Raw genomic sequence first — 22,041 nt, forward strand, 5'->3', positions numbered from 1 at the left:
TGAAGATGGTGAACCAGACAGTCGATCAGGCGACGTCCGAACTCATCGTCACCTGGCCCGGTGGCGAAGACCTGTCGCTCGGCTTCAAGTCCCAGGCGGTCTACTGGACGAAGCGCCAGAACGCCAACCAGGCGACGGTCGAGCCCTCCAATGTCGTCTTTGTCGGCTACGGGGTCGTGGCGCCGGAGTTCGGCTGGGACGACTATGCCGGGCAGGACTTTACCGGCAAGACCGTGATCATACTCGTCAACGATCCGGGCTTTGCGAACGGCGATGCCAGCCTCTTCAAGGGCAATGCCATGACCTATTACGGCCGCTGGACCTACAAGTTTGAGGAAGCCGCCCGCCAGGGCGCGGCAGCTGCGCTGATCGTGCATGAGACCGAAGCGGCCTCCTATGGTTGGGACGTTGTAACCGGCTCCTGGTCCGGCGCCCAGTCTGACCTCGTGCGCACGGATGGCGGCGCCCAACGCGCAGCAATCGAAGGCTGGATCACGCGCGAGACGGCCGAGCAGATGTTCACGAAGGCCGGTCTGGACTTTGCCGCCCAGAAGGCCGTCGCCAATACGCGCGGTTTCACGCCGGTGGTCATGGAAGGCCTGAAGGTGCGCGGCACAGTCAACCAGTCGATCGAGCCCCTTTCCAGCCGCAACGTCGTCGGCGTCCTTCCGGGCACAACCGCGCCTGATGAATATGTTCTGTACACGGCGCACTGGGATCACCTCGGCATGAAGACCGGCGAGAAAACCGGCAAGGAAGGCGAAGACTTCTACGAAGACGACATCTTCAACGGCGCGGTCGACAACGCCACCGGCACGGCTGCCTTGCTGGAGATCGCCGAAGCCATGAAGGCGCAGACGCTGCAACGCTCCGTACTGTTCGTAGCCGTTACCCTTGAGGAGTCGGGCCTGCTCGGCTCGGCTTACTACGCCGAACAGCCGACCGTGCCGCTGAACAGGATCGTTGCCGGCATAAACATGGACGGCGCGCTGCCCATCGGCCGCACGGCAGACATGGTCGTCGTCGGCTACGGCGCCTCGCAGCTGGAAGACAGGCTGAAGGACGTGCTGGCGGCGCACAACCGCGTGATCAAGGCCGATCCTACGCCGGAAGCCGGCTATTTCTACCGGTCGGACCATATCTCCTTCGCCAAGAAGGGAGTGCCGATGCTCTACGCCGATGGCGGCGAGGACAAGCTGGAAGGCGGCGTCGCAGCCGGCAAAGCAGCTGCTGCTGCCTATACGGCTGAGCGCTACCACAAGCCAATGGACGAATACTCTGACAGCTGGGACCTCTCCGGCTTCCAGGAAGATATCCAGGCCCTCTACGAAGTGGGCCTCGGCATTGCCAACTCTTCCGACTGGCCAACCTGGTATGAAGGCAACGAGTTCGAAGCGGCCCGCAAAGAAAGCCTCGGCGCGCAATAACGGTAAAGGTCCAGCCCGGCGATGCTGTCCTATCAGCACGGATTCCATGCGGGCAACCGCGCCGACGTTCTGAAGCACGCCGTTCTGGACCTTGTCCTGCGGAACGTGGCCAGGGGCCCGCGGCCCGTGCTCTATGTGGAGACACATTCCGGACGCGGACGATATGACCTGACCGGCACACAGGCCCGCAAGGGCGGCGAGGCAGACACCGGCATCCATGCCCTCCTGAACGGCGCCGCCCCCTCTGGTTTAGAAGACTGGCTGAAACTCGTCCGGGAACGGACGGAAAAGGACTATCCGGGCTCCCCCGCCCTCGCCCTTGCCCGCCTGCCGGCCAGCGCCCGCGCCATCCTTTTCGAACGCCACCCCGCCGAGTTCAAGGCCCTGACCGACAACCTCGGTGCAGATCCCCGCGTCCTGATCCGCGCGGCCGACGGCTATGCGGGTGCGCTAAAACTCGCCCCTCGCGGCCATGAGCAGATCCTCGTCCTCTCGGACCCGAGCTATGAAACCCGGCGCGATATCGAGGCCCTCGCCCTCTGGACGCCCAAGGCGCTGAAGCGCTGGCCAACCGGCATGATCCTCCTCTGGCTTCCGCTCTTCCGGGATGGGCGCGAGGCAGAGTTCGGCGAACTGCTTGCCGAGATGGGCGCCAACCTGATCGCCGGAGCGCGCTGGCCGGTGAAGCCCGCCGACACAAGCTCGCTCGAAGGCACCGCCATGGTCGGCTTCCGGATCCCCGAAGCTGACGCCCGTGCCGGTGAAGTCATGGCCCGAGACCTGGAAGCCCTCTGGTCTCACACCGCCTGATCATTCCCCGGAATTGACCGGGCCCGCACCTTAATCCGAAAAGAGCATTATTTTCTTAAAGGGGAATCTCTATATTTTTCTAACATGAATTGTATTCGGCTCATCCGTTCCGAACACGCTCGCCTCAAAGGGCGGATGCTCTCAGCTGCCCCCCATCTGGCCGTCATCGAAGAGGCGCTGCATTATGTCTCCGCGCCGCTTTCCGGCAGCGGAGGCTTCCCTGGAGCCCAAGACCGCATGCAGCTGCGCGCCGCCTGCACGGACGCCCTCGGAGAACTGGCAGACCTGCGGGCGCCAAGCCGACTGCTCCCCTGAAAGGCAAAGTCCGGCGCGCCTGATGGCCGATCAGGGTTGTCCACTTGGCCGCGGACTTGCATTGCCGGGTGCACCCACATCCCGCACGCTAAACCATGACCGAACCGACCACCCCACCTGATTCGCCGCGCCCCGTGATGGACGTTCTCGTCCAGCGCCAGCTCGACAACATGGCGACCGGCAATTCAGCCTATCTCGAAACCTTCCTGCGCATGGCGAAGCAGGCGGGCATGGACATCCGCATCGTCTTTGCGCCCTGGCAGTCCTTCGGCAACCGGCCCTGGGCCAGCGTGAATCCGCGCCTTGCGGCCCTCACTCAGTCCATCGTCTGGCCGGGCAGCGTGAAACTCGGCACCCGCTACTGGTCCCTGTCGCCGCGCGTCTGGACGCGTTTCGCCATCCGCCTCGGCAAGGAAGGCGCCCGCCGCCTTGGCGCGAGCATCGTGATCGCGAGTTACCTTGGCCGCGAGATCAGCCCGGCGGAAGCGCAGATCGTCGCGCGCGCCTGCGACGCGGACCCCTCCGCCATCACGGTTGCGGAATACAGCTCCATGGGGCCAGCCCTGAAAAGGCTTAAATCGAAAACGATCCATGCCTGCCTGATGCACGACCTCCTTTCAGACCGCGCCGAGCGCTTCCGCGAAGGCGGGCAGGTAATCGACTTTGACGAGACGAGCCTGGAGGCCGAGATCAGCTGGCTGTCGAGCTGCAACCTGATCTTCTTCATCTCGGCTAACGAACTCGCCAAGGTGCAGCGCCACCTGCCGAAGGCGCAGATGGCCTGGGTGCCGCCTGACGCGCCGGATTATCAGACCACAGAGAATGTTGGCGAGCCACACGTCGTGTTCATCGGCACGGTGCACGGGGGCAATGCTGAAGCGCTGAACCATTTCCTCGATGACGTCTGGCCCCGCGTCCGCGAGCAAGCGCCCGCGCTCGACTTCTGGATTGCCGGCTCTATCGGCAAGACGCTGACGCCCGCGCGCGCTGCCCTCCCCGGCGTGAAAGTACTCGGCCGCGTCGACTCGCTGGAATCCATCGGCGGCGCTCACGCCATCGGTATCGCCCCCACGCGCTTAGCCACCGGCACCAGTATCAAGGTGGCAGAATACCTGCTGCTCGGGATGCCCTGCGTCGTCTACCCGCTCGCCCTCGAAGGCTTTGGCCATGCACTGGATGATCTGGTAATCACGGCTTCCGGCCCCGAAGCGCTCACCGCCGAAATCCTCGGGCTCGCCGGTGACAGCGCTCGCCGCGCCGCCTTGTCGGAAGGCGCACGCCAGAATGCACGGGCCCGTCTTTCCCATGACGCGGCCATCGCAACGATCCACCGGATGCTGGCCGACCATAGCGCATAACAAAGCGGGGCCGGATCGCTCCAGCCCCGCTTCGAATTCGTATTGCCTGAACCTTACTCGGCCGCAACCGCGACATCCGCGGCGGAAAGATCCGTGTACCGCTTCAGGTGGTGGTCCACGTTACCGAACTCGGAATCGATGATCGTCAGGCGCTTGAAGTAGTGGCCGATAGCGAGTTCGTCCGTCATGCCCATGCCACCATGGATCTGGATGGCGTTCTGACCAACGAAACGGCCAGCCTGGCCGATGCGAACCTTAGCTGCCGAAGCCGCCTTCTTTCGCGTAACGTCGTCCTCGTCGAGTTTCAAAGTCGCCATGTAAGTCATCGATACCGACTGCTCGGCCTCCATGAACATGTCGACCATCTTGTGCTGCAGCACCTGGAACTTGCCGATCGGCGTGCCGAACTGCTTACGCTGGCGCGAGTACTCGACCGTCATTGTCTGGGCGACCTTCATAGCGCCGCACGCTTCGGCGCAGAGAGCGGCAATGGCTTCGTCCGTAACGCGCTCGATCAGCGCCAGACCGCTTGCGGCATCGCCGATCACGGCCTCAGCGCCCACCGAGACGTTGTCGAAGTGCACTTCGGACGCGCGTCGGCCGTCAACCGTCGGATAGTCGCGTGTGGTGACGCCCTTGGCATCCTTGGCCACGATAAACACGCCGATACCACTGGTGTCGCGGCGACCGCCGGCCGTCCGTGCCGTGACGATCAGGTGGCTCGCCCAGGGCGCGCCAATGACCACGGCCTTGTGGCCGGAAATCTTCCAGCCGTCGCCTTCTTTCTTCGCCGTCGTCTCGAGGTCCGCCAGGTTGTAGCGGCCTTTCGGCTCGGCATAGGCAAACGCGAACACGCGCTCACCCGCTACCAGAGGGGTAAGATGCTCAGCCTTCTGAGCATCCGATCCGCGCTTCAGAAAACCGCCACCGATGACGACCGTCTGCAGGAACGGCTCGACCACGAGGCCCTTGCCGAACTCTTCCATTACAACCATCGCATCAACCGGACCGCCGCCGAGGCCGCCGTCTTCTTCGCTGAACGGCGCAGCCAGCAGCCCGAGTTCGGCGAACTGGGCCCACATCTTCGGACGCCAGCCCTCTTTCGAGGCGACGACCCTGCGGCGGGTATCGAAATCATACTGGTCCTTGATCAGCCGAGCGAGGCTGTCGCGGATCATCGTCTGTTCTTCAGTGAAATTGAAATCCATCAGTCATCCTCCCTGCCCTCGCCCTTAAAGGCCGAGGATCATCTTTGTAATGATGTTGCGCTGGATCTCGTTGGATCCGCCATAGATCGACGTCTTGCGCATGTTGAAATAGGTGTCCGCCGCGTGGTTCGAATAGTCCGGTCCGACGTTCAGATCGTTGACGCCGTGGCCTTCCATGCCGCGCGCATAGGGCGCGCCATAGTTGCCGACGGCCTCCAGCGTCAGCTCCGTCAGGCGCTGCTGGATCTCGGTGCCCTTGATCTTGAGGATCGAGCTTTCCGGCCCCGGACCCTTGCCGGCCGCTTCTGAAGCCAGCGTGCGCAGTTCAGTGAATTCGAGCGCCGTCAGGTCGATCTCAAGCTGGCTGATCTTGCGGGCGAAATCGCCATTGGCGATCAGCGGTTCGCCATCGATGGACTCCGACGAGGCGATGTCGCGCAGGCGCTCGATGCCACGCTTGGAGCGTGCCACACCGGCAATGCCCGAACGCTCGTGCGCCAGCAGGAACTTGGCATAGGTCCAGCCTTCGTTTTCCTTGCCGACGAGGTTTTCAACCGGCACGCGCACGTCCGTCAGCCAAGTCTCGTTCACTTCATGCGTGCCGTCGATCAGCTTGATCGGGCGCACTTCGATGCCCGGCGTTTTCATATCGACGAGGATGAAGGAGATGCCTTCCTGCTGTTTCGCCGACGGATCGGTGCGGCAGAGGAAGAAGCCCCAGTCGGCATGCTGGGCCAGTGTGGTCCAGGTCTTCTGCCCGTTGATCACATAGTGGTCCCCGTCGCGAACGGCAGTGGTCTTGAGGCTCGCAAGGTCAGAGCCGGCGCCCGGCTCAGAATAGCCCTGCGCCCACCAGACGTCGCCCGAACGGATACCCGGCAGATGGCGCTCTTTCTGTTCTTCGCTGCCGAAGGTGTAGATCACCGGGCCGACCATCGAGACGCCGAACGGCAGCGGCATCAGCGCGTCAACCCGGGCATTCTCTTCCGACCAGATATAGCGCTGGGTGGAGGTCCAGCCGGTGCCGCCATACTTTTTCGGCCAGGCAACCGTCGACCAGTCCTTCTTGCCGAGGATCTTGTGCCAGGCGAGGAACTGCTCGCGCGTGAGGTCCTCGCGGGTCCCCATGTTCATAAGTTCCTTGGGGTAATTCTCGCGGATGAACGCGCGCACTTCTTCGCGGAAGGCGTTCTCTTCAGTCGTAAAGTCGAGATTCATGTTCGGTGGTCCTCCGGATGCCTCTGGGTGCCTCTTAGCCCCTCTATGTCAGTCAAAACCGTGCACTGGCAAGGTGACGTGCACGTAAACGTAAAGAATGCCGCACTGACGTAGCGTCAGGCGGGTGCAGGCTTCGCGATGAAGGGCGCGCAGGCGGTCTTGAGCACCCCGATGGCCGTTGCGGCGCCCAATCCGCCACCGGTCTGGAATTGCAATTGTAGCAACGGGGCGAGCCCGATGCGCTCGAGCGCGGCTTCATGTGCCGGGCGCTGGGTGATATGGGACGCCAGGCAGTGGCTGACCGCCGATGGCGAGACCGCATGCACGACGCCCGCCGCAATGGTCGTGGCAAACCCGTCCAGCACCACCGGAATGCTCTGGTGGCGCGCCGCGATTATGGCGCCGACACACGCCGCCAGTTCACGCCCGCCCAGGCATCGCAAGGCTTCCAGCGGGTCAGACAGGTGTCCCCGGTGCAGCCGGAGGGCGGCGCTGACGAGTTCGCTGCGTTTCTCGGAAATGCTGGCGGGTGTCTGCGCGCTCGGGCGCACCCAATAATCCGGCGAGCCGCCATAGAGCGCGCAGGCCACTGCCGCTGCCGCGGTGCCGACACCGGCCCCCGACACGGCAATTGCCAGCAGGTCCGGCTTGTCTTCGACCGCTTCAAATCCATAGGCGATGGTTGCCGCGCATTCGCGCTCCGTCATCGCGGCTTCCTTGGCGATGCTCGGCGTCGGCTTGTCGAGCGCCAGTTCGAACACGCGCACGGTTGCCCCGGCCTGGGCCGCAATCGCCGAAAGGGGCGCGCGGCCCTGCGCCAGCGCATCAATATGCGCGCGCGTATCGGAATTGCTCGACAGCGACACACCCGAATCGACGATACCATGGGCGCCGGCAAAGATCGCCAGCGTCGGCCTCTCGATACGCGGCGGAAACCGGCGCTGCCAGCTGGCCAGCCACTCGGCCGCTTCGCCGAGACGGCCGAAGTCGCCTTCCCGGCCCATTCCGGAAAGCGCTTCACGCACCTTCCGGCCGGAGCCGGCATCCGCCTCGGCAGGCTTGAGAATCAGATCGCGGGCGTCTGAAAGGGGGGATTTCTGGGCGGCGGGGTCGCTCAAGACTGGGTGCTCCATGCGCCACACAGGTGCGCAAACTTACAATTATCAAAGATTCCGTGGCCTGTCCGGCAAGGATTTATTACGCCGTTCATGAGAGACTTGCCGCAATCTCCCATCCGGTATTTGCTATAGACATGCCAATTGAGCCTATAAAGACCCCTTGCATCAAGGTTTGCGCCGTAGACGGCCAGACGGGGTATTGCCTCGGCTGCGCACGCACCCTGCCGGAAATCGGCCGCTGGGTGCAGATGGGCTCTGAGGGCCGCGATGCGGTCATCGCCAGCCTGCCCGCCCGGATCAGCCAGCTCGAACTCCTTGGAAAGCGCTGACGGATGGCGCTGCGAAGCCTTTTCCTCGTGATGTTTGCCTCCATCGTGATCGCCGTGGTGATCGCGTTCATCGTGGCGCCGCGCTTCCACGAAGTCGCTGAAAACCCTCCGCAGTTCCCGGTCACCGTTGCGGTCGCCGCGCCCGAGCCTGCGCCCATCGCTGGCGCCCGCGCCGCTTTCATCGACCGCGAGAATGACGGCCACTTCTGGGCCCGCGCAGATGTGAGCGGCACGCAGGTCAAGTTCATGGTCGACACCGGCGCCAGCATAGTTGCGCTGACCTATTTCGACGCGCAGCGCCTCGGCCTGAAACCCGAAGAGCTGGATTTTGATTCAGAGATCCGCACCGCCGGCGGCATTACCTACGGCGCGCCGGTCGTCCTCTCCAGCATACGTATCGGCAAGGTGAAAGTGGAAAACGTCAATGCCGTCATCCTGCGCACCGAGCTGGAACAGTCCCTGCTCGGTATGAGCTTTCTCGGCGAACTCAATTCCTATGAAGTGCGCCAGGGGCAGATGATCATACGCCAGTGATCGGTTTGCCATCGAGGCCTTTACCGACCCCGATCTCCCAGGCGAACCGCGCATCGTCGCCCGCCCATCGCGCATAGGCGACCCGGCCTTCGAGGCCAGACGCCTTCATCAAAGCGCGGTACCAGTTCTCGACACCGGCATCGAGCAGGTGCGGATGCACCCCCCAGAGCAGACATGCCTGACGCACCCTCTGCTCCTCGATGGAGCCATAAAGTATGGGCGTCGCGCCGCGTACCCGCGAGAACCGCGCCAGGCGCTCAAACGCACCGGTCCGCAGGGCCAGCGCCGCAGCGCCTTCGGCCGCCGCCATCGCCAGCGAAGTCTGCGCAACGACGTCGATGGCCGTCTGCGCCGTCTCGTCACCGTCGAACTGCACCATTGAGCGGCGGTAATCCTCCGCCGCTTCGGTCGCCCGGATGATACGCGACATGATCGCAACTGCGGTTGCCGGATGGCGACCCACCGCTGTCTCGGCAGACAGCATCACAGCGTCGGCACCCTGATAGATCGCAGTCGCCACATCGGACGCTTCCGCCCGCGTCGGCGCCGAATTCTCGATCATTGATTCCAGCATCTGGGTCGCCACGATCACCGGCCGCCCGGCCGCGCGCGCCGCGCGGATGATGCGCCGCTGGATCACCGGCACTTCCTCCGGCGGATACTCCACACCCAGATCCCCCCGCGCCACCATCACGCCGTCAGAGGCATGGATGATCTCGCGCAACTCACCCAGCGCGGCCGGCTTTTCCAGCTTCGCGATCAACGGCGCGCGGCCATTGATGATCGCCTTGGTCATCGCGATGTCGGACACCGACTGCACGAAGGACAGCGCCACGAGGTCCACGCCGATTTCGAGCGCGAACTCCAGGTCCGCCTTGTCCTTATCAGTGAGCGCTTTCACTGGCAGCGCCTTGCCGCGCACCGTGAAGCCTTTCCTGTCGGAAATCTTGCCCGGCACATCGGCGCGCACACGCGGCGCCTTGCCGGCGGCCATCACCGTGAAGATCAGCTTGCCGTCATCGACGAGGATCGTGTCGCCCACCTCCAGCTGATCCAGGATTTCTTTGTGCGGCACTGGGATTGTCTCCGGCGCGCTCGTTGTCTCGGCGGCGACAAGCGCATACTCGGCGTTCCACGACAATTTCATCTCGCCGCCAGAAAAACTTCCGACGCGGACCTTGGGACCCTGCAAATCCGCCAACGTGGCGAGCGGACGGCCGACCAGCGCCTCAACCTTGCGGACAATTTCCAGCGTCGCCCGGTGGTCTTCATGGCTGCCATGGGAAAAGTTCAGCCGGAAAACATCTGCGCCCGCATCGGCGAGTGCGCGTATTTCCTTCAGCGTCCGGGTGCGCGGCCCGAGGGTCGCCACGATCTTCGCGTTCTCGCTTCGCAGGCGGGTCTTCGGCATGTCGCTCTTCCCTATGACAAGGCTGTCATCGCGCAGGCTTATAGCGACTCGGCAGTATAGCGGTAGGGTGCAATTGTGCTTTCAGCCCGATGCCTGCAACCAGGCTATCAAAATCCGCTCATCCCCGCATGCGCAGGGCACGAGAGGAGCTCTGACCTTTACGCTTCCACAAGCACGAACGGATCATAGTTCAGCACCGGGGCCAGCCAGCGCTCGGCGGTCTTCACGTCCCAGCCCTTGCGCCGCGCATAGTCCTGGACCTGATCGCGCTCAATCCTACCCAGCGCGAAATAGATCGCGTCCGGATGCGCAAAATACATTCCGGACACAGACGCTGCCGGGCTCATCGCATAGCTCGATGTCAGCGACACGCCGATATGTCTCTCGGCGTCCAGCAGCCTGAAAAGCGTGCCCTTCTCTGTATGCTCAGGCTGCGACGGATACCCCGGCGCCGGACGGATGCCGCGATACTTTTCACCGATCAGCTCTTCAGTCGTAAGCAGTTCATCCGGCGCATAGGCCCAGAATTCCTTGCGCACGCGTTCATGCATGTACTCCGCCATCGCCTCGGCAAACCGGTCCGCCAGCGCCTTGCACATGATCGAAGAGTAGTCATCGCCCTTCGTCCTGAAATCATCCGCGATAGCATCGGCCTCGGCGCCAGCCGTCACGACGAAGCCGCCGATCCAGTCCTCGCCTTCCGGCGCGACGAAATCGGACAGGGCATAATTTGCGCGCTGATTATCCTTTTTCATCTGCTGGCGCAGCGTGAAGAAGGTATCGCCCGTCTCCAGCCGGATATCGTCGCCCACCGCGTTCGCGCCCCAGAAGCCGACCACCGCCTTCGGCTTGAACCAGGCTTCGCCAATCAACTGCTGCAACATCGCCTCGGTATCGCGCCACAGCCCGCGCGCCGCCTCGCCCACCTTGTCGTCTTCAAGGATCATCGGGAACCTGCCAGCCAGATCCCAGGCCGAGAAGTAGGGCGTCCAGTCGATGTAGCGCGCCAGCGTTGCAAGATCGATGTCCGTGAAACTGCGCGCGCCCGTGAAGGTCGGCCTCGGCGCGTGATAGCTTTTCCAGTCCGGTCTGAACGCCGCCTCGCGCGCCTCGGCGAGCGGCAGACGCTGCTTCGGCGGACCATCCTTGCGCGCCTCGCGCATCCGCTCATACCGAGCGCGCGTCTGCGCTACCAGCGCGGGCTTGTCCGCTTCGTTAAGCAGCGTCGAGACAACGCCCACCGCGCGGCTCGCATCCACTACATGGATCACCGGCGCGCACCGGATCACGGGATCGATCTTCACCGCCGTATGCGCCGGGCTTGTCGTCGCCCCGCCAATCAGCAGGGGCTGCGTCATGCCGCGTCGCTGCATCTCGCTCGCCACATAGACCATTTCGTCCAGGCTTGGCGTGATCAGGCCGGAGAGGCCGATGATATCAACGTTCTCCCTCGCCGCCGTATCGAGAATCTTGTCGGCCGGGACCATCACGCCAAGGTCGATGATGTCATAACCGTTGCAGGCCAGCACCACGCCGACAATGTTCTTGCCGATATCGTGCACATCCCCCTTCACAGTGGCCATCAGCACCTTGCCGTTGGACACGTGCACCGTACCAAGCCGCCGCTTTTCCTCTTCCATGAACGGCTCAAGCCAGGCCACTGCCTGCTTCATCACGCGCGCCGACTTCACAACCTGCGGGAGGAACATCTTACCCGACCCGAACAGGTCGCCGACCACGTTCATGCCGTCCATCAGGGGCCCTTCGATCACGTGCAGCGGCCGCTCCGCGGCGAGGCGCGCTTCTTCCGTGTCCTGATTTATGTATTCTGAAATGCCGTGGACCAGCCCATACTCGATCCGCTTCTTGACCGGGGCGTCACGCCAGGAGAGGTCCTTCTCCTGCGTCTTGCCCTTCTGGCCCTTGAAGCGCCCGGCATATTCGATCAGTCGGTCCGTCGCATCCGCCCGGCGGTTGAGGATTACATCCTCCACGCGCTCGCGTAGTTCTGGCTCGATATCGTCATAGATATCCAGCTGGCCGGCATTGACGATGCCCATGTCCATACCCGCGGGGATCGCATAGAAGAGAAACACCGAGTGCATAGCCCGGCGCACGGGTTCGTTGCCCCGGAAGCTGAACGACACATTCGACAGACCGCCGGAGATATGACAGCCCGGGCAGGTCTCGCGGATCACCGTCGCCGCCTCGATGAAATCCAGCGCGTAGGTGTTATGTTCCTCGATGCCGGTCGCAATCGCGAAGATATTCGGATCGAAGATGATGTCCTGCGGCGCGAAGCCGATCTCTTCCGTCAGTATACGGTAGGCCCTCTGGCAGATCTCGATCTTGCGCGCCGCCGTGTCCGCCTGTCCTGCTTCGTCGAACGCCATCACGACGACGGCCGCGCCATAGGAAAGACACGCGCGCGCCTGCTCGATAAACTTCGCCTCGCCTTCCTTCATCGAGATCGAGTTGACGATGCCCTTGCCCTGCACGCATTTCAGGCCCGCCTCGATCACGTCCCACTTGGACGAGTCGATCATCACCGGGACGCGCGCGATGTCCGGCTCGGCCGCGATCAGGTTCAGGAATGTTGTCATGGCGTGGGCGCCGTCCAGCATCCCCTCGTCCATGTTGACGTCGACGATCTGTGCGCCGCTCTCGACCTGCTGACGCGCGACTTCGACAGCCTCGCCATAGCGGCCATCGGTGATCATCTTGCGGAACACGGCCGAGCCGGTCACGTTCGTGCGTTCACCGATATTGATGAAGTTCCGGGAGGAGGCGCGCGTTGTCATTTTCTTGTCTTTCCCGCATCCAGCGGCCAGTTTCCGTCCGCCACCGGCGCATATCCGTCCACGGATCGGTTATACCAGTAGATCCACGCGTCTTCACCCGTCGCAGCGCCCGCATCATTCAACAGCGCAACCTTCACGCGCAGATACAGCGACGTTGACGCATCATCCGTCACGTCCTCGAACGCATCTATCTCCGGCACGATGTCCGCATCGCGCAAGCGCCAGAGCAGGCCGTGGCACACTGTCTCGCCCGCCACCACGCCCGGAAAGCCGCCAAGGTCGACCATCCGCCCCCTGAACCGGCAAGGCGTGCCAAACGTGCCCGCCCCTGCCAGATCAAGCGCCGCGGGCGCGCCCGCGGCCCCCTGTTTCAGGAGACCATAGAACACAAACAGATCGCCGCTGTTTGCTGCATCCGGCATCACGAGGCCACTTCAAACGGCTCAAGCCCTGACAGGCGCAGCGCCGGCTTCAGCTCCGGTATCGCACGCGGCGCCTTGCCCTTGGCAGCCCCCGCAATCGCCGCGATATGGGGCGGCGTCGTGCCACAGCAACCGCCCATCACGTTCACCAACCCACTCTTCGCCCATTCGCCAAGATGCCCGGCCGTCTGGTCCGGTGTCTCGTCATAGGCGCCGAAGGCATTCGGAAGCCCGGCATTCGGATAGGCAATCACGCGGGCATCCGCCACGCGCGAAATTGCGGCGATATGCTGGCGCATCAGGTCGGCGCCCAGCGCGCAGTTGAGGCCGATGGCCCAGGGCCGCGCATGGCGCACTGAGTTCCAGAAAGCTTCAGCCGTCTGTCCACTGAGCGTGCGCCCGGACGCGTCCGTGATCGTGCCAGAGATGATGATCGGCAGGTCAATGCCTTCGGCTTCGCGCAGGTCGATCAGCGCCTTGATCGCCGCCTTGGCGTTCAGCGTGTCGAACACCGTCTCGATCAGGAACATGTCGATGAACGGCGCCATCGCCGTCGCCTGCGCGTAATAGGCGCCCCGAACCTGGTCGAACGTCACGTCCCTGTAGCCCGGATCGCTCACCTTCGGCGACAGCGACAGCGTCTTGTTTGTCGGCCCGATCGCGCCAAGCACGCCGCGCGGCTTGCCATCGTGCGCCTCAAGTTTCTCCGCCACTTTGCGCGCAATCCGCGCGCCTTCGGCGGCGATCTCGTCGGCCAGCGCTTCCATGCGGTAGTCTGCCATCGCGATGGTCGTCGCGCTGAACGTGTTGGTCTCCACGAAATCCGCGCCCGCCTCATAATATTCCTCGTGGATCGCGGCGATGATGTCCGGCCGCGTCAGGTTCAGCAGGTCATTATTTCCGCGAAGCGGCGACGCCCAGTCCGCAAATCTCTGTCCGCGGAAGTCTTCTTCCGTCAGCGTGTAGGTCTGGATCATCGTGCCCATCGCGCCGTCAAGGATCAGGATGCGCTTCGCCGCTTCACCTTCCAGCTTCGAAATCCGTGTCTTCACGTCCATGGGTCAGGCCGCCTTTACGGGTTGGGGCTTCAGACCGAGCAGCCGGCAGGTAGACAGCGCCAGGCTCGCCCGGTTCAGCGTGTAGAAATGGAAGTCGCGCACGCCGCGTTCATGCAGCTTGTGGCAAAGTTCCGCCGCCACGGTCGCGGTCACGAGATCGCGCGTCTCGTCGTCTTCCTCGAGACCTTCGTAGAGCCGTTCCAGCCAGTGTGGCACACTCGCCCCACACAGGCCCGCAATGCGCTTCAGGCCAGTGAAATTCGGCTGCAACATGATCCCCGGCACGATCGGCAAAGTCACGCCGCCCGCCCGCGCGCGTTCAAGAAACTCGAAATAGACTTCCGGTTCGAAGAAGAACTGCGTGATCGCCCGGTCGGCGCCCGCATCCTGCTTGGCCTTCAGGTAAGCAATTTCTGCGTCCCAGCCCCGGGTTTCCGGATGCAGCTCCGGATAACAAGAGACCGAGATCTCGAAACACTTGCCCAGCTCCGGCCGGTGCGCCCTCAGCCCATGGATGAGATCGACCGAACCGGCAAACCCGCCAGGATGCGGTTCATAAGCCGCGCCCATGCCCGCCGGCGGGTCGCCGCGCAGCGCCACGATATGCTTGACGCCCGCCTGCCAGTACTCCTCGGCAATCGCGAGCACTTCTTCCTTCGTGGCCGACACGCAGGTCAGGTGCGCCGCTGCGCGCAACGTCGTTTCCGCAGCGATGCGGCGAACAGTCTCGTGCGTGCGCTCGCGCGTCGATCCGCCCGCACCATAGGTCACCGACACGAAATCCGGCGCCATCGGCTCAAGCCGCTTGATCGTTTCCCATAGCCGTGTCGACATGACCTCGCTTTTCGGCGGGAAGAATTCGAACGAGACGCGCAGCGGCTCGGCGTTCCGGTCGACCTGGTTCAGTGTACGGATCATGCCGCCCTCGCTTTGGAAAGCGCAGGCTTGGTCGCCCGCCAGATATTGACTGTAAGCCCCGGCGCGCCCGTCTTCGGGGGGGCGAACGAGCGCGGCATTTCGAGATTGAGGCCCGCCTGCGCCGCCCATTCGGCCAGCGCCTCATGGCGCACGCCAAGGCGGCGATGGCCATGCTCGGCGCGCAGGAACTCAAGGTCATGCGGCGCAAAATCGATCACCAGCAGCTTGCCGCCGGGCACCAGCACGCGCGCGGCCTCTGCAATCGCGTCGCCCGGCGTGTCCAGATAGTGAAGCACCTGATGGACGATCACGAGATCGGCCGAGGCATCCTCGAACGGCGCTGCCGTCACGTCGCCGAAACGCACCCGGCTGTTGCTGACACCGGCGCGCTCGAGATTGGCGCGCGCCACGGTCAGCATCCGGTGGCTGAAATCGATCCCTTCGGCCTCCGCGGCCCGGCCGGAGAACAGCAGCAGCATCCGGCCCGTGCCGGTGCCGAAATCTATCACGCGCCGGTAAGGTCCACTGCCGGCAAGATCCAGCAGCGTGTCTTCGATGGCTTCATTGGGGAAATGCAGCGCGCGCAGCGAATCCCAGGTCTCGGCGATGCTGGAGAAGTAGGCCTCCGCCGACGCCGCCCGGGCAAGCATCACCTGGTACAGCTTGTGGAGGTCGGCGCGAAACTCCGGAGCCTCGGGACCGAGTTGATCAAACAGCATGTCCAGAAATTCACGTCCCGCCCCGGCCCGCGCCGCGCGATAGAAAACGAAGGCCCCCTCCGGCAGACGATCGGCGAGCCCCGCTTCCGACAGCGCCTTGAGATGGTGCGACAGGCGGGGCTGGCTCTGCTGCAGAACCTGTACCAGTTCGCCTACCGAAAGATCATTGTCGCGCAGCAGCGCCAACAGGCGCAGCCGCGTCGGCTCGCCGGCAGCCTTGAGCTTTTCGAGGAGGTCGTCAAAGCTTGTCATCGCGTTCATATAAACATTCATTTATATGATTTGGTAACACCCAAGTCGCCGCGAAAGGCCAATGATCTGATCAGACATTTTTTACAGTGTTGCGGCAAAGCTGCGCCGCTTGGGCACAACTTCTCCGGACCCGTTGAACCTTTTCGACGTTCACTCCATTTACTTCATGAAAGTCGGGATTTGTTCTGATGAAAATGCCTGCAGGTGCCGCACTGGCCTCTCTCGTCCTTACGGCCTGCGCCACCGGCCCGGCCCCTGCGCCGGGCGAGATTGCGGACCCGTATGAAGGTTTCAATCGCAAGATGTTCGCCTTCAATAACGGGGTGGACAAGTACGCCCTCGGTCCTGCAGCTGACGCCTACAAGACCGTGACGCCGGAGTTCGCACGCGCCCGGGTGGGAGACTTCCTCAGGAACCTGAGCTCACCCGTCACGCTCGCGAATGACGTACTGCAAGCCGAACATTCCCGCGCCGGCAACACCTTTGCCCGGTTCGGCATCAATACGACCGTTGGCCTGCTGGGCCTGTGGGACGCGGCCGATCATTTCGGCCTCGAGCGCCATACGGAGGATTTCGGCCAGACCCTCGCCGTATGGGGGGTCGATAGCGGCCCCTTCCTCGTAATGCCTCTGCTGGGTTTCACCAATCCGCGGGATCTGGTCGCTGCCGGCGTTGACTGGGCGCTGGATCCCCTGACCTGGGTGCAGATCGACAATGACAGCGATACCGACTTCGCCGTGAAAGCTGGTTTGGGCATCCTCGGCGGCCTGAATGCCCGCGTGGCCTTCGACAAGCAGCTCGACGCCCTCAACGCCCAACCGCAACCATATATCGCTCTTCGGCGAATTTATTCATCTGCGCGTCAGGCAGCCATTGCTAATGGCAAGGTCGATGAGGATACGGCGTACGACGATCTCCCGGATTTTGACGAATTTGAAGAGTAAGCGGCGCCGGCCCGAAACAGGAGTTACCCACGTGAAGACTTTTCTTCGTTCTACCCTCGCTGCGTCGTTCCTGCTGGCCAGCGCCCTGCCGGTCTTTGCCGATGCGCGCACCGAGGCCTATGTCCAGACCAATGCGAGCGAAGTGCTGAAGTCGCTCAACAATCCGAAGCTGACCGCAGCTGAGCGCACCGCCGCCTTCAGCACCTACATGGACAAATTCACCAACCTCGACGCTGTCTCGAACTTCGTCATCGGCAAGTACAGCCGCCGCTTCACCGAGGCGGAGCTGACCCGCTACCGCGCGGCGTTCCGCACCTATGCGCTTGCGGTCTACGAGTATGAGCTGGACGCCTATCGCGGTGAAGCCGTTGTCGTGAAGAATTCGGTGGACCGTTCGGAAACGGACTCGATCGTCAACACGGTGATCAAGCGGCAGGACGGAACGGACATGGACGTGCGCTGGCGCGTGCAGGGCAAGGAAGGGAGTTACAAAGTTGTCGACGTGGCCCTGAACCTTGACGGCAACCTCATCTGGATGGCCATCGAACAGCGCGCCCAGTTCATAGCCCTGCTCGACACGAACAACGGCTCGGCCGATGCCTTGATCAGGAAGATCGCTTCGATGACGTCGGACCTGAAATCCAAGACCCGCAGCTAGGCTCCGGCTACGAAGAAACATATCAAAGGCCGGTGACGGCAACGGCGAAGACGCGGTGATGGAAGACTGCTACACTAGGCAGCTTCAGGGCGAAGAGGGTGAAGTCGAGCGGGGCCGGTATGACAGGCATGGGCACGGTTCCCGCGAGCGGGGCGGCCGCCTCTTCGGCCAGCCCTCCAGGCGCGACGGCCAGGGCAGCAGCGCGCGCAGGGAAGCTCAAGGTATCCGGAGATGCCCGAGCCGGATTTCGTTGGATTACATGACCCTTTCCCGGGGGGAGCCTGCCCCAGGAGAAGTGGCTCAGGGGGTCGCGATCTCTGGGAGGCTGTAGGCCACCGGCGCGCCGGGGCCGAGGTCGAGGCCGAGGAAGAACCAGCCCATGGTCAGCGCGATGCCGGAGATCATCAGCCAGACCGAGTAAGGCAGCATCAGCGCCGTGAGGCTACCGAGGCCGAAATCCTTCTGCCAGCGCTGAGCGAAGATAAGGATCAGCGGGAAGTAGACCATAAGGGGCGTGATAATGTTGGTCGCCCCGTCCCCGACACGGTAGGCAGCGGTTGCACCTTCCGGGCTGACGCCGAGCAGCATCAGCATCGGCACAAGCACCGGAGCCAGCAATGCCCATTTGGCGCTGGCCGAGCCGATGAAAAGGTTGAGGAATCCGGTGAACAGAACCAGCAGACCCAGCACGACCGGCAGCGGCAGGCCGCTCGCCTCGATGGTATTTGCGCCGTGCACGGCGCCGATGAAGCCGAGGTTCGACCAACCAAACATCGCCACGAAGTGCGCCGCCGCGAAAGCCAGGACGAGATAATAGCCCATGTCCTTCATCGCTTCAGTCATCATCCCCACGAGGTCGCGGTGATTGTTGATCGTTCCGGCGGCGGCGCCGTAAGCCCAGCCGGCAAACAGGAAGAGCAGGAAGAACGCTGCGACCAGTGAATTATAGAGCGGCGCGAGCGAGGCATGAATCGAGCATTCGCCTAAGGCCATCGCTTCCGGCGGGCAGGCTTCTTCGGCGATCAGGGGCGTTCCCGGACCGAAGGTCATGAATACCCATAGGCCGACAACCGCGAGGGCGGCGAGCCCTGCCCGGCCGAGGCCCTTGCTCTGTCCGGCATCAAGCGGTTTGTCCTCGTTGCCGAAGTCCTTTGCCTGCGCTTCGGTTGGCGTCCATTTGCCGAGGCGCGGTTCGATGATCTTGTCAGTGACGAACCAGATGATCGGAAGATAAATCACCATCAGTGCCGTGATGAAGAACCAGTTGCCGGCAATGTTGACGTTCAGTCCTTCGACGAGGCCGGAATTGTCCACCGCCTGCTGCGTGATCCCGAACAGGAGCGCGTCGAGCTGGCCCGGTGTGATGTTGGCAGAGAAGCCGCCCGAGACACCGGCGAAGGCTGCGGCAATGCCGGCAATCGGGTGGCGGCCGGCTGCGGCATAGAGAATCGCGGCGAGCGGTATCAGCACGACATAGCCGGCGTCGGAGGCATGGTTCGACAGCATCGCGATCAGCGCGACAACCGGCGTCAGCAGCGAGACCGGCGCACCGCGCACTGCAGCCCGCATGCCGCTGGCGAACAAGCCCGAGCGTTCGGCGACACCGGCGCCGAGCATCACGACAAGGACGTAACCGAGAGGGTGGAAATGTGTAAAGGTCTTGGGCATGTCGACCCAGAGCTTCTGGAGGTTAGCCGGCGACAGCAGGCTGGCGGCAGAGACCAGCAGGGGCGAGCCGTCCTCGTTCACCTGGGTCGGGTGAAGAGCCGAGACGCCCAGCAGGGCGCAGGCGACAGAGACCACGACAAGGATCAGGATAAGATAGAAAAACAGGAAAACCGGATCGGGCAGTTTGTTGCCCGCACGTTCCACAATCCCGAGAAACCCTTTCTGCGTTGCCGCAGCCGGTGCATCCGTCATTCGTCGCCTCCAGTCGATTTGAGGCGGAACTGACCGGAGGACGCCCCGAAAGGCAAGCTTTTTTGACGAGGTTGGTTCCGGCAAGCCGTTTGGGCCGGACACGGGGGGGCTGGCGGCTTCTGATTTACTGACTGCTCCTTCGCCCGCTCACCGCGGCGAAAGCCAGTGAGACCGCTTTGCGGCTGGCCTTGAGACTGGCTCCCGGCGTGCGTCCGCCGGGACAGGATGGATGGGGTTTGGCGGCCTGAGGCGGGGTACGTTTCAAACGATGCCGCTGGCGCGGAGTTTGGCAATCTGGTCCGGGGTCAGGTCGAGGAGTCCTGTGAGGACTTCTTCCGTGTGCGCACCAAGTTCGGAGGGGCCGGCCCAGCGTATCCGGCCGGGAGTGGCGGAGAGTTTGGGAAAGACGTTCTGCTGCATCAGGCCCGGCCATTTTTCGCTGGGCACGGACGTGAGTGAGTCGCGGGCCTTGTAATGCGGGTCGGTCAGCATGTCGGCGGCGCGGTAGACTTTGCCGACGGGGACGCCGTGGCCAATCATTGTGCGCTCGATCTCGTCGATGGTGCGGGTCGCGGTCCAAAGGCCGATGAAATCGTCGAGCGCGTTCTGGTTTTTCCCGCGCGCGATGTGGGTCTTGTAGGCGGGATCGTCCTTCAGAGCGGGCTGACCGATAGCTTCGCAGAGGCGGGCAAAGACGGTGTCCTGGTTGGCGGCGATGATCACCATGCCGTCTGATCCTGCATAGATGTTTGACGGCGCGATGTTCGGCAGGATCGAGCCGGAGCGCTCGCGGGTATAGCCTTCGAACTGGTATTCCGGGACGAGGGCTTCCATGACCGAGAGTACAGCCTCGTAGATCGTCGCGTCGATCATCTGGCCTTCGCCGGTCTTCTCGCGGTGGTGCAGCGCGGCGAGCGCGCCGAGCGCGGCGTAGAGGCCGGCCAGGCTGTCGCCCAGCGAAATGCCGGCGCGCGATGGCACGCGGTCCGCCTCGCCCATGACATAACGCAGACCGCCCATCGCTTCGCCGACCGAGGCATAGCCGGCGCGGGCAGCGTAAGGGCCGGTCTGGCCATAGCCGGAAACGCGGATCATGATGAGACGGGGGTTGATCTCTTTCAGCGCGCCGTAGCTGAGGCCCCATTTCTCAAGTGTGCCGGGCCGGAAATTCTCGAGCAGGAAATCGGCTTCGGCGACGAGGCGGCGTACGATGTCCTGGCCTTCCTTTTCGCGCAGATTTGCCGTGATGCAGCGCTTGCCGCGCGCCACGACCGACCACCAGAGTGGAAAGCCTTCGCGGCCCCACTGGCGCAAGGGATCGCCCTGCCCTGGCGGTTCAACCTTGATCACATCGGCGCCCATGTCGGCGAAGATCTGGCCGCAGAACGGGCCGGCGATCAGCTGGCCGAGTTCGATCACTCGCAGGTCGGTCAGCGGACCGGTGCGGGGCGGGTGCGTGGGCATGGGCGTCCTCCGGGCAAGGCGCCACCCTCCAATCAGGTTATCCGGAAGGCCGCAAGTGCGGCGGCATTTGGCTCAGGGCACGGAACGCAGGCGGGCGCGGCGCTTCATCGGCGCCCGCTCGCTGAATGTGACGGCGCGGATTGATTCGGCGATATCGTCATTCGCCGGGCCCCGGCGCATGCCGCCCTTCGTGCGATGCTTGTGGTCGGCGATATTCTGCACGTCGGCCTGCGTGTATTCGCCCATCACGACACAGTTGCGACCGAGGCGTTTGGCTTCGTAGAGAGCGCGGTCGGCGGCTTCGATGACGCCGTTCACGTCGGCGCCTGAACCCAGCATGCAGAAGCCGAAGCTGGCGGTTATGCGGACCTGGAACTCGCCGGTGTTAATCAGGGATGACTGGATACGGTTGCGCAGGCGCTCGCAGACGACGCGGGCCTTTTCAGGCGTAGAGTCGCTCATCAGGACGACGAACTCTTCCCCGCCCCAGCGGCCGAGCTTATCGAAAGGCCCGCGCAGTTCGCCATGTGCGATCCGCGCGACGCTCTTGAGGGCACGGTCACCGGCGGCATGGCCGTAGCGGTCATTCACTTCCTTGAAGAAATCGAGGTCGATGAAGGCGATGGCGGCCGATTTCTGGTCACGGCGCAAGCGTCGGCATTCATCTTCAGCGGCGCGCAGGAAGAAGCGGCGGTTGAGCAGGCCGGTCAGCTCGTCGGTCCAGGCGAGGGTTTCGAGTTGGCGCTGGTAGGCGCGGGTGTGAAAGGCGTTGAGGGTGGCGATGATGGCCGTCGGGATGGCGATACAGGCGGTGACAAAGAGGTTCATCCGCACATAGTCGCCGCCGTGGACCGGGACGCCGAGCTTATAGACGACCAGCGAAACGATGAAGGAGATCGTCACCGCGGATATGCAAACGAGGGCAAAATATTTCGCCCAAGACATCATTTCCCAGAAGCTCTTGCCCATCCTGCCCTACCCTGCGATCCCTTTTGTCGCGCTGTATCTACAGGATGAAGCTTGAAGTGGCGCTAAATGCAGGCCGCGATTTGAATCCGGGTCGGCGAGGTTCAGTTAACCATGCCTTTCAGGTCATGACCCACCGTCCATCGACGGAGCGCAGCCTGGCCGGGCCGATCCAGTCCGAATGCGCCCAG

Annotated in this window: 19 protein-coding genes; 7 read left to right on the forward strand and 12 right to left on the reverse strand. The window is 63.3% G+C overall.

The genetic code is table 11. The features are described 5' to 3' along the window. The 3 genes from WEA77_RS05190 to WEA77_RS05200 all read left to right on the forward strand — a co-directional run. On the forward strand, positions 1 to 1,427 hold a 1,427-nt coding region (locus WEA77_RS05190; RefSeq protein WP_368066803.1), incomplete at its 5' end, for a M28 family metallopeptidase. Positions 1,428 to 1,448: 21 nt separating this feature from the next. After that, the gene (rlmJ, locus tag WEA77_RS05195; protein WP_368066804.1) at positions 1,449 to 2,237 is read left to right on the forward strand and encodes a 23S rRNA (adenine(2030)-N(6))-methyltransferase RlmJ; all 789 of its coding nucleotides are present in this window, start codon (positions 1,449 to 1,451) and stop codon (positions 2,235 to 2,237) included. Between the two features lie 410 nt (positions 2,238 to 2,647). Further along, positions 2,648 to 3,910, forward strand: coding sequence for a glycosyltransferase (locus WEA77_RS05200; protein ID WP_368066805.1), 1,263 nt, complete (start codon positions 2,648 to 2,650; stop codon positions 3,908 to 3,910). 53 nt (positions 3,911 to 3,963) lie between these two features. Here WEA77_RS05200 and WEA77_RS05205 read toward each other — a convergent pair whose 3' ends face one another. The 3 genes from WEA77_RS05205 to WEA77_RS05215 form a co-directional block, all read right to left on the reverse strand. Next, positions 3,964 to 5,118 (reverse strand): acyl-CoA dehydrogenase family protein, encoded by a 1,155-nt coding sequence (locus WEA77_RS05205; RefSeq protein WP_368066806.1) that lies wholly within the window; start codon positions 5,116 to 5,118, stop codon positions 3,964 to 3,966. 24 nt (positions 5,119 to 5,142) lie between these two features. Continuing rightward, positions 5,143 to 6,336, reverse strand: a complete 1,194-nt coding sequence (locus tag WEA77_RS05210; RefSeq protein WP_368066807.1) for an acyl-CoA dehydrogenase family protein — start codon at positions 6,334 to 6,336, stop codon at positions 5,143 to 5,145. A gap of 116 nt (positions 6,337 to 6,452) precedes the next feature. Continuing rightward, positions 6,453 to 7,454, reverse strand: a complete 1,002-nt coding sequence (locus WEA77_RS05215) for a nicotinate-nucleotide--dimethylbenzimidazole phosphoribosyltransferase (protein WP_368066808.1) — start codon at positions 7,452 to 7,454, stop codon at positions 6,453 to 6,455. Positions 7,455 to 7,588: 134 nt separating this feature from the next. On the opposite strand from WEA77_RS05215, the gene WEA77_RS05220 reads away from it, so the two are divergent. Then, a complete protein-coding gene (locus tag WEA77_RS05220) occupies positions 7,589 to 7,783 on the forward strand; it encodes a DUF1289 domain-containing protein (RefSeq protein WP_368066810.1) in 195 nt (64 codons plus the stop codon). 3 nt (positions 7,784 to 7,786) lie between these two features. After that, entirely contained in the window at positions 7,787 to 8,317 is a 531-nt protein-coding gene (locus WEA77_RS05225) for a TIGR02281 family clan AA aspartic protease (RefSeq protein WP_368066811.1), read from the forward strand. On the opposite strand, the gene pyk is transcribed toward WEA77_RS05225, so the two are convergent. The 6 genes from pyk to WEA77_RS05255 form a co-directional block, all read right to left on the reverse strand. After that, positions 8,304 to 9,728 carry a pyruvate kinase gene (pyk, locus tag WEA77_RS05230; RefSeq protein WP_368066812.1) on the reverse strand — a complete coding sequence of 475 codons (1,425 nt, stop codon included), beginning with the start codon at positions 9,726 to 9,728 and terminating at the stop codon, positions 8,304 to 8,306. The genes WEA77_RS05225 and pyk overlap by 14 nt on opposite strands. 158 nt (positions 9,729 to 9,886) lie before the next feature. Continuing rightward, positions 9,887 to 12,529 carry a methionine synthase gene (gene metH / locus WEA77_RS05235; protein WP_368066813.1) on the reverse strand — a complete coding sequence of 881 codons (2,643 nt, stop codon included), beginning with the start codon at positions 12,527 to 12,529 and terminating at the stop codon, positions 9,887 to 9,889. After that, positions 12,526 to 12,951: a gamma-glutamylcyclotransferase gene (locus WEA77_RS05240; protein ID WP_368066814.1), complete on the reverse strand. Its 426-nt coding sequence runs from the start codon at positions 12,949 to 12,951 to the stop codon at positions 12,526 to 12,528. Before WEA77_RS05240 ends, metH begins: the two co-directional genes overlap by 4 nt. Beyond that, entirely contained in the window at positions 12,951 to 14,009 is a 1,059-nt protein-coding gene (locus WEA77_RS05245) for a homocysteine S-methyltransferase family protein (protein WP_368066816.1), read from the reverse strand. The genes WEA77_RS05240 and WEA77_RS05245 overlap by 1 nt, the downstream gene beginning before the upstream one ends. Before the next feature lie 3 nt (positions 14,010 to 14,012). Further along, positions 14,013 to 14,927 (reverse strand): methylenetetrahydrofolate reductase [NAD(P)H], encoded by a 915-nt coding sequence (metF, locus tag WEA77_RS05250; protein ID WP_368066817.1) that lies wholly within the window; start codon positions 14,925 to 14,927, stop codon positions 14,013 to 14,015. Continuing rightward, positions 14,924 to 15,907, reverse strand: a complete 984-nt coding sequence (locus WEA77_RS05255; protein ID WP_368066818.1) for an ArsR/SmtB family transcription factor — start codon at positions 15,905 to 15,907, stop codon at positions 14,924 to 14,926. The genes metF and WEA77_RS05255 overlap by 4 nt, the downstream gene beginning before the upstream one ends. A gap of 179 nt (positions 15,908 to 16,086) precedes the next feature. Here WEA77_RS05255 and WEA77_RS05260 point away from each other — a divergent pair, with 179 nt between their 5' ends. Together WEA77_RS05260 and WEA77_RS05265 are read left to right on the forward strand one after the other, a co-directional pair. Then, positions 16,087 to 16,842 carry a VacJ family lipoprotein gene (locus WEA77_RS05260; protein WP_368066819.1) on the forward strand — a complete coding sequence of 252 codons (756 nt, stop codon included), beginning with the start codon at positions 16,087 to 16,089 and terminating at the stop codon, positions 16,840 to 16,842. A gap of 31 nt (positions 16,843 to 16,873) precedes the next feature. Next, on the forward strand, positions 16,874 to 17,500 hold the full coding sequence (locus tag WEA77_RS05265) for a phospholipid-binding protein MlaC (protein ID WP_368066820.1): 627 nt from the start codon (positions 16,874 to 16,876) through the stop codon (positions 17,498 to 17,500). Between the two features lie 300 nt (positions 17,501 to 17,800). Here WEA77_RS05265 and WEA77_RS05270 read toward each other — a convergent pair whose 3' ends face one another. The 3 genes from WEA77_RS05270 to WEA77_RS05280 all read right to left on the reverse strand — a co-directional run bounded on the left by WEA77_RS05270 (position 17,801) and on the right by WEA77_RS05280 (position 21,829). Then, positions 17,801 to 19,420 carry an AbgT family transporter gene (locus WEA77_RS05270; protein WP_368066821.1) on the reverse strand — a complete coding sequence of 540 codons (1,620 nt, stop codon included), beginning with the start codon at positions 19,418 to 19,420 and terminating at the stop codon, positions 17,801 to 17,803. A gap of 261 nt (positions 19,421 to 19,681) precedes the next feature. Beyond that, positions 19,682 to 20,884 carry a CaiB/BaiF CoA transferase family protein gene (locus tag WEA77_RS05275; protein WP_368066822.1) on the reverse strand — a complete coding sequence of 401 codons (1,203 nt, stop codon included), beginning with the start codon at positions 20,882 to 20,884 and terminating at the stop codon, positions 19,682 to 19,684. 72 nt (positions 20,885 to 20,956) lie between these two features. After that, positions 20,957 to 21,829: a GGDEF domain-containing protein gene (locus WEA77_RS05280; RefSeq protein WP_368066823.1), complete on the reverse strand. Its 873-nt coding sequence runs from the start codon at positions 21,827 to 21,829 to the stop codon at positions 20,957 to 20,959. Positions 21,830 to 22,041 lie beyond the last annotated feature (212 nt).

Source organism: Hyphomonas sp. (assembly GCF_040882205.1).
Lineage (GTDB): Bacteria > Pseudomonadota > Alphaproteobacteria > Caulobacterales > Hyphomonadaceae > Hyphomonas.